General features: G+C 68.1%; 7 protein-coding genes. 4 read left to right on the top strand and 3 right to left on the bottom strand.

Going from position 1 to position 12612, the window contains the following annotated elements; translation table 11 throughout:
* Nucleotides 1-4: 4 nt before the first annotated feature.
* The gene (gene recQ / locus AASM09_RS17375; RefSeq protein WP_100443659.1) at nt 5-1810 is read right to left on the bottom strand and encodes a DNA helicase RecQ; all 1806 of its coding nucleotides are present in this window, start codon (nt 1808-1810) and stop codon (nt 5-7) included.
* 560 nt (nt 1811-2370) lie between these two features.
* Entirely contained in the window at nt 2371-2919 is a 549-nt protein-coding gene (locus AASM09_RS17370) for a Dps family protein (RefSeq protein WP_006439098.1), read from the bottom strand.
* Nucleotides 2920-3005: 86 nt separating this feature from the next.
* Here AASM09_RS17370 and hrpA point away from each other — a divergent pair, with 86 nt between their 5' ends.
* Entirely contained in the window at nt 3006-7088 is a 4083-nt protein-coding gene (gene hrpA, locus AASM09_RS17365; protein WP_100443658.1) for an ATP-dependent RNA helicase HrpA, read from the top strand.
* Between the two features lie 111 nt (nt 7089-7199).
* Here the strand turns inward: hrpA and AASM09_RS17360 are convergent, their stop codons facing one another.
* The gene (locus AASM09_RS17360; RefSeq protein WP_005410728.1) at nt 7200-7736 is read right to left on the bottom strand and encodes a hypothetical protein; all 537 of its coding nucleotides are present in this window, start codon (nt 7734-7736) and stop codon (nt 7200-7202) included.
* 130 nt (nt 7737-7866) lie between these two features.
* On the opposite strand from AASM09_RS17360, the gene AASM09_RS17355 reads away from it, so the two are divergent.
* The 3 genes from AASM09_RS17355 (at nt 7867) to AASM09_RS17345 (ending at nt 12578) form a co-directional block, all read left to right on the top strand.
* The gene (locus tag AASM09_RS17355; RefSeq protein WP_049430079.1) at nt 7867-10023 is read left to right on the top strand and encodes a bifunctional (p)ppGpp synthetase/guanosine-3',5'-bis(diphosphate) 3'-pyrophosphohydrolase; all 2157 of its coding nucleotides are present in this window, start codon (nt 7867-7869) and stop codon (nt 10021-10023) included.
* Between the two features lie 30 nt (nt 10024-10053).
* Nucleotides 10054-11625 carry a hypothetical protein gene (locus tag AASM09_RS17350; protein WP_100443657.1) on the top strand — a complete coding sequence of 524 codons (1572 nt, stop codon included), beginning with the start codon at nt 10054-10056 and terminating at the stop codon, nt 11623-11625.
* A 62-nt stretch (nt 11626-11687) separates the two neighbouring features.
* A complete protein-coding gene (locus AASM09_RS17345) occupies nt 11688-12578 on the top strand; it encodes an NAD-dependent epimerase/dehydratase family protein (protein ID WP_049430081.1) in 891 nt (296 codons plus the stop codon).
* Nucleotides 12579-12612: the final 34 nt, after the last annotated feature.

Below are 12612 nucleotides of genomic sequence, written 5' to 3'. Positions count from 1 at the left end.
GGCGCTACCCTTCTTCACGCACGATTTCGACCAGGCGCGGGCCGTAGCGGCTCAGCTTGGTACCGCCGATGCCGCCGACCCGTGCCAGTTCGTCCAGGCTGGTCGGGCGTTGCTCGGCGATGTTGCGCAGGGTGCTGTCGTGGAAGATCACGAAGGCCGGCACATTCTGTTCGCGCGCCAGTTCGGCCCGCAGGCCGCGCAGGGCGTTGAACAGGGGCAGATCCTGCGGCAGCACCGACAGGCCGGTGCGCTGCGCACTGCGCTCGCGGCCACTTGTGCTGCTGGCCGGATCGCGGCGCATGCTGATCTGGCGACGGCCGGTCAACACGTCACGGCTGGCATCGGTCAGGCGCAGGCCACCGTGGCCCTCGCTGTCCACTTCCAGCAGGCTGGCGGCGACCAGTTGCCGGAACACGCTGCGCCAGGTACGTGCATCCAGGTCGCGGCCGATCGCATAGGTACTGAGTTTGTCGTGGCCCTGCTGCTTCACCTTCTCGTTCTCGCTGCCACGCAGGACGTCGATCAGGTGGCCGACGCCGAAGCGCTGGCCGCTGCGGTAGACACAGCTCAGCGCCTTCTGCGCTGGAATGGTCGCGTCCCACGAGGCTGGCGGCGTCAGGCAGTTGTCGCAGTTGCCGCAGGGCTGGGGATAGGTCTCGCCGAAACCGGCCAGCAGCACCTGGCGGCGGCACTGCATGGATTCGCAGTAGCCCAGCAGGTGGTCGAGCTTGCCCCGCTCCAGCTGCTTGCGTTCTTCGCCGGCCTCGGACTGCTCGATCATCTGCTTGAGCAGGACCACGTCGCCCAGGCCGTAGCACAGCCATGCTTCAGCGGCTTCGCCATCACGGCCAGCGCGGCCGGTTTCCTGGTAGTAGCCTTCCATCGACTTGGGCAGGTCGGTATGTGCGACAAAGCGCACGTCCGGCTTGTCGATGCCCATGCCGAAGGCGATGGTGGCGCACATCACGATGCCGTCCTCGCGCAGGAAACGGCGCTGGTTGTTAGCGCGCACTTCCGGCGGCAGGCCGGCATGGTAGGGCAGGGCGTTGAAGCCCTGGCCGCAGAGGAATTCGGCAGTCTCCTCGACCTTGCGCCGTGACATGCAGTAGACGATGCCGGCCTCGCCACGGTGGCCGCGCAGGAAATCGGTCAGCTGCTTGCGGGCATTGTCCTTCTGCACCACGGTGTAGCGGATGTTGGGGCGGTCGAAGGAGCTGACGAAGTGGCGTGCTTCCTGAAGGTCCAGGCGCTCGGCGATCTCGCGCTGGGTCGGCGGGTCGGCGGTGGCGGTCAGCGCGATCCGGGGGATCTGCGGCCAGCGCTCGTGCAGCACGGTCAACTGGCGGTATTCGGGGCGGAAGTCATGGCCCCACTGCGACACGCAGTGTGCTTCGTCGATGGCGAACAGGGCGATGTGGCTGCGTGACAGCAGCGACAGGAAGCGGCCGGTCAGCAGCCGCTCGGGGGCGACATAGAGCATGTCCAGCTCTCCGGCCAGCAGCTCGCGCTCGACGCGACCGGTGGTCTCGGCATCCAGAGTGGAGTTCAGGTACTCGGCACGCACGCCGAGCTGGCGCAGGGCTTCGACCTGGTCCTGCATCAGGGCGATCAATGGCGAGATGACGATGCCACAACCGTCACGCAGCAGGGCCGGCACCTGGTAGCACAGCGACTTGCCGCCGCCGGTGGGCATCAGCACCAGGGCATCGTGACCGGCAGCCACATGCTCCACGATGTCCTGCTGCGGACCACGGAAATCGTCGTAACCAAAGACGCGTTGGAGCAGGTCGTGCGCGGGACGGGAAGCCATCCGGTTAGTTTACCTCCCGGAGGCGGCGGCAGGGCTGCGCCCTGCACCTGCTACAAGCCACGGCAACGTCAACGGCAACAGCCGGCTCTGGCGTGTCTGCTGGTTGGGCGGGGCGGTGTGGGCTTGCAGGACACGCCGTAAACCCGTCCTTGGGGGCTCGATGGCGCCATCCATGGCGCCAACGGTCCTGCAAGCCCACACCGACCCGCCCCCGACAGCTTTCGGTTGACGGAGGGGCCATCCACGCCATGCGTGGATGAAATCTGTCAGATATCGACAATCAAAATGGGGTCAGATCCGTTTTCCTGCGGAAAACGGATCTGACCCCAAGCAATGCCTTGGCAGATCGCGGAAATCTGTCGAAGGCGGGGTGGGTCCGGTTGAGGGGGTGTGAGCGGCATGGATGCCGCGACCAAGCCCCCATGGACGGGTTTACGGCGTCTCCCGCAACCGGACCCACCCCGCCAACCCACAGGAAACCAGCTTTTGCTCTGGCTCTGGCCTTGGTTTCAAGGTTTCTGCGGGTGCAGGGCGCAGCCCTGCCGAACCACCCCCAACTCTTACTGGAGCAGGGAACGCAGCATCCAGGCGTACTTCTCGTGCGTCTGCAGGCGCTGGGTCATCAGATCCTCGGTCGGAGCGTCGTCGCCCTTGGCCGCCACGTCCAGCACTTCACGTGCCGTACGGCAGACCGCTTCGTTGGCGACCACCAACTGGCGTACCATTTCACGCCAGTCCGCACTGTCGGTCAGGCCCGGTTCCTCGGCGATCGAGGTCAGCGCAGCGAATTCCCGGTAGGAGCCCGGGGCATTGAAGCCCAGCGCGCGGATGCGCTCGGCCACGTCGTCCAGTGCCGCCCACTGCTCGGTGTACTGCGTCTCGAACATGGTGTGCAGCGAGTTGAACATCGACCCGGTCACATTCCAGTGGAAGTTGTGCGTCTTCAGGTAGAGCGTGAACGCATCAGCCTGGAAGCGCGACAGACCGTCGGCGATCTTCTTGCGGTCGCCCTGGGTGATCCCGATATCGATGTTCGGTGCCGACGGTGCCGCCGCCGCAAGCTTCTGCTTGCCGGTCTTGGCCTTGGTCGTGCTCTTGGTCTTCGCCATGGGGTTCCTCCTTGTGGAATCGTTGGCCTTCACAATAAACCGGTCGTGATGACTGGTCGCTTTCAAAGTTTTGAACGAACCGATTGATGAACTCTATCGATAAAAATCCATCGCCCCGCCTGCGCCAACAGCGCGCCGCCATCGACGGCGCCATGAGCCGCGACCGGGGCCGTTTGCTGGGGATGCTCTCGCGGTGCCAGGCCAAGCCACAGGATGCGGCGTTGGCCGCCACCTTCGAGCAGGCCTTGCAGGCGTCGGTGCAGCGCCGCAAGGTGCGGGCGCAACAGCAGCCGTCCATTACTCTGGACCCGCAGCTGCCGATTGCGCGTGAAGCCGACGCGATCATCGAGCTGATCCGCGATCATCAGGTGGTGGTGATCGCCGGTGAAACCGGCTCGGGCAAGACCACCCAGCTGCCGAAACTGTGCCTGGCCGCGGGTCGCGGCCAGGCCGGCATGATCGGCTGCACCCAGCCGCGACGGATTGCCGCACGTGCGGTGGCCAGCCGCGTGGCGCAGGAACTGCAGAGCGAACTGGGCCAGCTGGTCGGCTACCAGGTGCGCTTCAATGACAAGGTCAGCGAAGACAGCCGCATCAAGTTCATGACCGACGGCATCCTGCTGGCGGAGATCGCCAGCGACCGCTGGCTGTCGAACTACGACACGATCATCGTCGACGAGGCGCACGAACGCAGCCTCAACATCGACTTCCTGCTGGGCTACCTGAAGCAGCTGCTGCGCAAGCGCCCGGACCTGAAACTGATCGTCACCTCGGCCACGATCGACACCGAACGCTTCGCCCAGCATTTCGACAATGCGCCGGTGATCAGCGTGGAAGGGCGTACCTTCCCGGTCGAAGTGCGCTACCGCGCGCTGGAAGGCGAGGGCGAAGACCAGGGCGAACGCACGGTCAACGATGCCATCGTGTCGGCCATCGACGAGATCACCCGCCTGGATTCGCGCGGTGACGTGCTGATCTTCCTGCCGGGCGAACGCGAGATCCGCGATGCGCACCAGTCGCTGGAGCGACGCAAGTACCGCAATACCGAGGTGCTGCCGCTGTACGCGCGCCTGTCCAACCAGGACCAGGACCGGGTGTTCAACCCGGGGCCGAACCGGCGCATCGTGCTGGCCACCAACGTGGCCGAAACCTCGCTGACGGTGCCGCGCATCCGCTACGTGGTCGATCCGGGCTTCGCCCGCGTCAAGCGCTACAGCCCGCGCAACAAGCTGGACCGCCTGCACATCGAGCCGATCTCGCAGGCCAGCGCCAACCAGCGCAAGGGCCGTTGCGGCCGTATCGCCGAGGGCATCTGCTACCGCCTGTACGCCGAGGCCGATTTCCAGGCGCGGCCAGAGTTCACCGATCCGGAAATCCGTCGCTCCAGCCTGGCTGGGGTGATCCTGCGCATGCTGCAGCTGGGCCTGGGCCGCATCGAGGAGTTCCCGTTCCTGGAAGCACCGGACGAGCGTGCCGTTGCCGACGGTTGGCAGCAGCTGACCGAGCTGGGCGCGATTGATGCCGAGCGGCGCATGACCACCATCGGCAAGCAGATGGCACGCCTGCCGGTGGACGTGAAGCTTGCGCGCATGCTGGTGGCCGCGCAGGCCGCCGGCTGCCTGCGGCCGATGCTGGTGATCGCCTCGTTCCTGGGCATCCAGGACCCGCGCGAGCGCCCGCCGGAGGCGCGGGGTGCGGCCGACAGCGCGCATGCGCAGTTCGCCGATGGCCGCTCCGAGTTCGTTGGCGTGCTGCGCCTGTGGGATGCCTACCGGCAGGCCCACGAAGACCTGACCCAGTCCAAGCTGCGCGACTGGTGTGGCCGCCATTTCCTCGGCTTCCTGCGCATGCGCGAGTGGCGCGAGCTGCATCGCCAGCTGCGCCTGCTGTGCGAGGAACTGGGCTGGAAGGAAGAGGCCAACGAGGCGTCGATGGCGCCGTTGCTGGCCGGCAGCAGCGCGCCGGCGCCAGCGCGTGATGACGCCGCCGCAGTGAAGGCCACCCGTGGCCAGTTGCATCGCGCGGCACGCCTGGCCCGCGAAGGCAAGGCCGAGGCCGCAACGGCCCCGGTGGCGGTGCGTGCGCAGAAGGAACAGGCGCCGGCTGGCGGCGGTTTCAGCGAGCGCGTGCGTGCCACTGCCTACCAGACCCTGCACCGTGCACTGGTGGCGGGCCTGCCGACGCAGATCGGTCACCGCACCGAGAAGGGCGATTTCCAGGCGCCACGCCAGCGTCGCTTCCTGCCGTTCCCGGGCTCGGCGCTGTCCAAGCGCCCGCCGCCGTGGCTGCTGGTGGCCAACCTGCTGGATACGCAGAAGGTGTGGGGCATGACCCTGGCCGCGATCGAGCCGGACTGGGTGATCGCCGAGCTGCCTCACCTGTTGCTGCGCAAGCACTTTGACCCGCACTGGTCGCGCGCGCAGGGCCAGGTGCTGGCGTCCGAGCAGATCAGCCTGTTCGGCCTGGTGTTGGCACCAAAGAAACCTGTGCACTACGGCCGCATCGAACCGGGCGAGGCGCATGACATTTTCGTGCGCCAGGCGCTGGTGACCGGCGAGATCAATACCCGCGCCAGTTTCGTGGCCGACAACCAGAAAGTTCTGGAGATCGCCCGCGAGGAAGAAGCGAAGCTGCGCCGCGCCGGCATCGTTGCCGACGAGGACTGGCAGGCACGCTGGTACCTGGACCGCGTACCGCCGCAGATCCATTCGGCCGCGGGCCTGGATTCCTGGTGGAAGGGGCTGGCGCTGGAACAGCGCAAGACCCTGCACTGGTCGCTGGCCGACCTGCTGCCCGGCGAAGGCAGCGAGCAGGAGCGCTACCCGAAGTACCTGGCGCTGGGCCAGGCGCGGTTGCCGTTGCACTACCGCTTCGAGCCGGGTGCAGACGACGACGGCGTGACCCTGGACGTGCCGCTGCACCTGCTCAATGCACTGGATCCGGTGCAGCTGGGCTGGCTGGCGCCGGGCTTCGTGGCCGACAAGGCCTCGGCACTGATCCGCAGCCTGCCCAAGGCAATGCGCCGCAACTATGTGCCGGCCCCGGATTTCGGACGCGCGTTCTTCGAGGCGTTCCCGCAGCCCAGCGCCGATGCCATCACCGGCGAACTGGCGCGTTTCCTGTCACGCGCGACCGGCGCCACGGTGACCGCGCTCGATTTCGAGCCGGGTTCGATCGAACCGCACCTGCACATGAATCTGCGCCTGCGCGACGAACAGGGCAAGGTGCTGGCCACCTCGCGTGATCTGGACGCGCTGCGCGGGAAGTTTGGCGGCCGTGCCGGCGATGCCTTCGCGGCGCGTGCCGGGCGCGAGATGGCGGCTGACGGCCTGCGCACGTTCCCGGCCACGCCGGTTCCGCTGCAGGTGCCCGGCGAAGCCGGTGTACCGGCCTATCCGGCGCTGCTGGACGAGGGTGACAGCGTAGCGCTGCGCATCTTCGCCGATCGGCAGCAGGCGCAGGAGGCTCATCCGCTGGGCGTGCGCCGCCTGCTGGAGATCGCCCTGGCCGAGAAGGTCAAGCAGGCACGCAAGCAGTTGCCGGTGGGCGCCAAGACCGGCCTGCTGTATGCCGCGATCGAATCACAGGAACGCCTGCGCGGCGACCTGGTCGATGCGGCGATGAACGCAGTGCTGGCCGAGGGCCTGGAAGACATCCGCGATGCGGCTGCCTTTGAGCATCGACGCGAGCATGCTGCCAAGGCCCTGTTCGGCGAGGCGATGTCGCGGCTTAAACTGGCCGAGTCCATCCTGGCGCTGGTGGCGGAACTGAAGCCGATGCTGGAGGCGCCGTTGATGGGCTGGGCGCGCGGCAACCTGGACGACATGGAGGCGCAGCTGGCCGGCTTGATCCATCCTGGCTTCCTGCGCGATACGCCGGCCGACGCGCTGGCGCAGTATCCGCGCTACCTGAAGGCGATGATCCTGCGCACCGAGCGTGCCAAGCGTGATCCGCCGCGTGATCAGGCGCGCATGCTGGAGCTGCACCCATTCCTGGAAGCGCTGGAGGTGGGCGAGCAGCAGGGCCTGCGCGATCGCCCGCAATGGCAGGCGCTGCGCTGGGATCTGGAAGAGCTGCGGGTGTCGCTGTTTGCGCAGGAGTTGGGCGCGCGCACCGGCATTTCGGCGAAGAAGCTGGCGCAGCGGGTGACCGCATTGCGCCAGGCGTAGCCCCCCTCCTGTAGAGCCGAGCCCATGCTCGGCTGCTTCCCGCGATGGATGATGACGGTGCATCGAAAAGCAGCCGAGCATGGGCTCGGCTCTACAGGTAAAGCCGCGGCGTTACTTGGAGCGGCGCACCTTGGGCTGGCTGTTCACGCCTTCCACCTTCATGTACCACACGCCCATCACGCCGGGCTTGATGCTGACCTTGGGTGATTGCTTGCGCACACCGACCACGCTGGTGCTGTCGGTCTGCTCCCATTCCTGGCCGTTGTCCAACACGTAGACACGGCCCTTGCCGAAGCCACGGAACTCGCCCTGCAGTACGCCGGTGATCGGCTCGCTGCTGCCGAAATCGAAGAAACCGCGGTTCTTCACGATCACTTCCTGGCGGCCCTGTTCGCGGGCTTCTTCGCGTACCGCCGCTACCGCCTGGGTCGTCGCCGCTTCGACCTTGCCCTGCAGCCAGCGGTTGAGCGTGGCCAGTTCCTGCGCGCTCAGCTTGTCCAGGCCGGCCGCCTTGAACTCGGTCGGAGACATCTGCTGCTGCAGGTCACCGTCCACCACGCGCTGGGCCAGCGCAGGCGCCGACAGGGACAGCAGCAGTGCGGCGCAGGCCAGCAGCCGTGGGCGGAAACGCGGGGCGATCGAGGGCATGGCGGAACTCTCCTGGGTTTGCCCGCGAGTGTAGCGGCATGTCTTCATGCCGGGTGATGGTGGCCGCGGTGATTGTCCCTGAACGGCGCCGGCGCTAGTGTAGGAACCTCTGTCTTGCCTGCTCGATGCTGTGAACCGCGCTTCTGTCCCCGGCCTGGATGCCTTGTTGAACCGTCCCTCCGCAGCGGTGCTGCCCGCTCCGCTGCGCCAGGCCCTGCGCGAGCACTGGGAAGCACCGGAGTGCGACCACCAGATGCGCGCCAGCTGGTCGGTGCTGGGCGATACCCTCGATGCGCTGTCGATGCTCTCGGCCGACGAAGGCGCGGTGGTCGCCGCGCTGTTGTTCGACCTGCCCGGCCTGCGTGCCAGCCTGGACCGGCTGCCGCTGGGCAACCACAAGGCGGCGGTGATCGGCCTGCTCGACGGCCAGGACGCCGCCGATCCAGTCTGGGCGCTGCATGCTGGCCGGGAGGCCGGGCGCAACAGCGAGGGCCTGCGCCGCCTGCTGCTGGCGATCATCCGCGACCTGCGCGTGGTGCCGATCCTGCTGGCCCGGCAGCTGGCGAGGATGCGCGCTGCCGACAAGCTGGACGACGAACAGCGCCGGGCGTTGGCCCAGCTGACCCGCGACATCCACGCGCCGCTGGCCAACCGGTTGGGCATCTGGCAGCTGAAGTGGGAACTGGAGGATCTGGCGTTCCGCCACCTGGAGCCGGAGACCTACCGCCGCATCGCGCGTGAAGTGGACGAAACCCGCGTGGCGCGCGAGCGTTACGTGCAGAACGTGAAGAAGCAGCTGTCGCGCGAGCTGGCCGCACAGGGCATCCATGCCGAAGTAAGTGGCCGCCCGAAGCACATCTACAGCATCTGGCGGAAGATGCAGAAGAAGCGGCTGGCGTTCGACCAGCTGTACGATATCCGCGCGGTGCGGGTGATGGTCGACGACGTCGCCGCCTGCTACGCCGCGCTGGGTGTGGTGCATGCGCTGTGGGCGCCGGTGCCGAGCGAGTTCGACGACTACATCGCACGCCCGAAGGCCAACGACTACCGTTCGCTGCACACCGCCGTGGTCGGTCCGGAAGGGCGCACGATCGAAGTGCAGATCCGCACCCACGAGATGCATTCGCAGGCTGAGCTGGGCGTGGCCGCGCACTGGAAGTACAAGGAAGGCGGCAAGGGCGCGGAAAAGTCGTTCGATCGCAAGATCACCTGGATGCGCCAGCTGCTGGAGCAGGCGCAGGACGGGCAGGGCAATGAGCTGGCCGGGGCACTCGACGCTGAGCTGACCGAGGACCGGGTCTATGCGCTCAGCCCGAAGGACGAGGTGCTGGACCTGCCACAGGGGGCCACGCCGCTCGATTTCGCCTACCAGGTACACACGATGGTGGGCCACCGCTGCCGTGGCGCCAAGGTCAACGGCCGCATCGTGCCGCTGACCTACCGCCTGCGCAGCGGCGACCGCGTCGAGATCCTCACCGGCAAGGAGGCCGATCCACGTCGCGACTGGCTGATGCCGGCGCTGGGCTTTCTGGCCAGCAACCGCTCGCGCGAAAAGGTGCGCAGCTGGTTCCACAAGCTGGACCGCGCGCGCAACGTGCAGGCCGGGCGCGAACTGCTCGAGCGCGAGCTGAAGCGCCTGGGGCTGCAGCATTCGGACCTGGCGGTGGCGGCGAAGAAGTTCCACGCCGACAGCGTTGATGACCTTTACATCCAGGTGGCGCTGGGCGATACCGGCCCCAACCAGGTCAGCCGAACCCTGCTGGAAGCAGAGCGCGCGGCCAGCCAGCCGGCCCCTGCGCCGACGCTTCCGCGCCCGACCGCCCGCCGCGAGAACCTGGGCAAGTCCAAGTTCACGGTGCAGGGCGTGGGCAACCTGCTGGTGCAGCTGGCGCGCTGCTGCCAGCCGGTGGCTGGCGAACCGATCGTCGGCTACCTGACCCGTAGCCGCGGTGTCACCGTGCACCGGGCAGACTGTGCCGCGCTGGCCCGGCTGGCGGCCACCAGCCCGCAGCGCATCCTGCCGGTGGAATGGGGCCAGGCCGGGGGCGGCTACGAGGTGGACGTGGTGGTCGATGCGGTCGACCGCCGCTGGCTGCTGAAGGACATCACCAACCTGATCGCCCAGGAAGACGCCTACGTGCTGGACATTCACAGTGACAACGTGCGCAACAGTGGCCGTGCCCATCTGCGCCTGCGCCTGAAGGTCAGCGACTACGACCAGTTGTCGAACCTGCTGGGAAAGCTGGACGCGCTGCCGGGCGTGAGCGAGGCGCGCCGCCTCGGCTGAGCTTCACGCTGCCCCGGCTACCCTGCACGCATGGAACGCGAGCCCCCGCATCGCCCGCATGGCGCTGAACACCCTGCGCTGGATCGCGTCCGCCGCGAAGGCCGATGGTGGTGGCTGCAGGCACGCCATGCGCGGCGGGTCTGGCGCTGGGCGCTGGTCGCGGCGCTGGCGGTGTTCGTGCTGCTGGTGCTGCTGCGCAAGCCGCTGGCCGACTGGTTCTGGGATGAGCCGCAGATCGAACAGCTGCTGGTCGAAGGTGATCGTGCGCTCGCCGCCGGCCGGCTGAGTGCGGCCGACGGCAGCGGTGCGCGCGAGCGCTACCAGGCGGTGCTGGCACTGGATGGTGATCGGCCGCAGGCCCGCCAGGGCCTTGCACGAACCGCAGCGGCGGCCCTGCAGCAGGCCCGCGACAAGCTGCAGGGCGACGATCTTGAGGGCAGCGCGCAGTCACTGGCGCTGGCCCGCGAGCTGCAGGTGCCGCAGGGCGACGCCGACGCCGTTGCCCGGCAACTGCAGGCGCGGCGTAGTGCCGGCGCCGGTATCGGCGCGTTGCTGGCCCAAGCCCGCAACGCGTTCGCAGCCGGCCGGCTGGACGATGGCGACAGCAGTGCGTTGCCGCTGTTCCAGCGCATCCTGGCACTGCAGCCGGACAACCTGCCTGCACTGGAGGGTCGCGAGGACGCACTGAGCGATCTGCTGCAGCACGCGCGCACGCTGGCCGGACGCGGGGAACTGGCTGAAGCCGCTGCGACGTTGCAGCGCGCGCGACTGTTCGACGCAGGCCACGCCGATCTGCCCGCCAGCCAGGAGGCGCTGGCACGGGCGGTCGATGAGCGCTTGCGGCAGGCGCAGCGCGCACTGCAGCGACAGCAGCTGGAGAGTGCCGCAAAGGGGTTCCTGGCCGTGCTGGCGGTGGCGCCGGATGATCCCACTGCCCAGCGGGGCCGCGAGCAGGTGCTGCAGGCGGTACTGGCGCGAAGCCAGGTCCAGGCCGACGATTTCCAGTTCGAGGCGGCGCAGCGTGATGCCGCGCTGGCGGAAGCACTGAGCGCTTCGCTGGCGGCACAACAGCAACTGGCGCAGCGCCTGCAGCGTGCACGGCAGGCCCGGGAGGCACTGCAGCAGCCCGCAGTGAGCAACGCGCAGCGTGAACGCGAGCTGCGCGATCACCTGCGCCGGATCGAACGCGCAGAGCGCGCAGGCCAGTGGATCAGCCCGCCGGGACACAGCGCATTTGATGCCCTGCGCGAAGCTCAGGCGCTGGCACCGCGCGATTCACGGGTGAAGGCCGCTGCCGCGCGCCTGTTGCCTGCCAGTCGCCGTTGCTTCGACGACAACCTGCGGCAGAACCGGGTGCAGGCTGCAGGTGCCTGCCTGCAGGCCTGGCAGACGCTGGCTCCCACTGCCGGGGGCCTGCCCGCGGCCCGCCAGCGCCTCGCCCAGCGTTGGCTGGCGATCGGCAGCGAGCGACTGGGCAATGGCGATGTTGCCTTTGCCGAACGTGCGCTCCAGCAGGCGGGCGAACTTGGCGTTGGCACTTCCAGCAGCGAGTACCAGCAGCTGCGGCAGCGCCTGCGCGACATCGGGGTGTCGTCGCCCTGAGCCCGCCACTGCCGCAGGGACCGCTATAGTAGCCCCCCTCGCAACATCCCCACGGAGTGCCGATGACCGTCCTTGTTTCCGGAGCCACCAGCCAGATCGGCCGGTTCCTGCTGCCACGCCTGGTGCAGGCGCATGGGCGGGTACAGGCAGTGAGCCGGCAACCGCAACCGGTACAGGACGGCGTGCAGTGGCTGTGCGGGGACCTGGCGGCTGCGCTGGACAGCGTGCCGTCTCCGGACTGGCAGGCCATCGCCAGCTTCGGCCCCCTTGAAGCATTGGCGCAGTGGTTGTCGCGGCAGACGGCAGCTCCGGCGCGGCAGGTCATCGCCACCAGTTCGATGAGCGTGTTGAGCAAGCAGAATTCCGAGCAGGCCGATGAGCAGGACGTCGTGGCGATGCTGCAGCGGGGCGAAGCGGGCTTGATCGCACAGGCCGAGCGACTTGGCATGGCGTGGACGATCCTGCGGCCAACCCTGATCTATGGGGCCGGCATCGACCGCAGCATCACCCCGATCGTGCAGCGTGCACTGCGTCTGCGCCTGTTTCCTATACCGCTGGTGGGAGGCCTGCGCCAACCGGTGCATGCCGACGATATCGCCCGCGCCGTGGTGGCCTGCATCGCCACCGGAGCAGCTTCGGCGCGCGTGCTGGAAATCGGCGGTGGCGAGCGCCTGCCGTACCACGTGATGTTCCGCCGCGTGCACGCCAGCCTGGCACAGCCAACATTGGCGCTGCCGTTGCCGGGCGCTGCACTGCGAGGCCTCGCTGCGGTGCTGCCGCGAGCGCGTGGTCCGGTGTCACGCCTGCAGCAGGATCTGATTGCGGACAACGGCCCGCTTCAGGCGCTGCTGGGCGTACATCCGCGGCCGTTCCAGCCTGACGCGAACACATGGCGACCGATGAGCGCGGCCCAGGCCCTGCAGCGGATCGCTGCGTATCCCGGCAACGGCTAGCCAGCCACCGTATCCATCCGCCAAGTGGGGGCTC

It is taken from the genome of Stenotrophomonas maltophilia (assembly GCF_039555535.1).
GTDB classification, from domain to species: Bacteria; Pseudomonadota; Gammaproteobacteria; order Xanthomonadales; family Xanthomonadaceae; genus Stenotrophomonas; species Stenotrophomonas maltophilia_Q.
The sequence above is the reverse complement of the archived record's forward strand: the minus strand, read 5'-3'. Positions and strand labels throughout refer to the sequence as shown.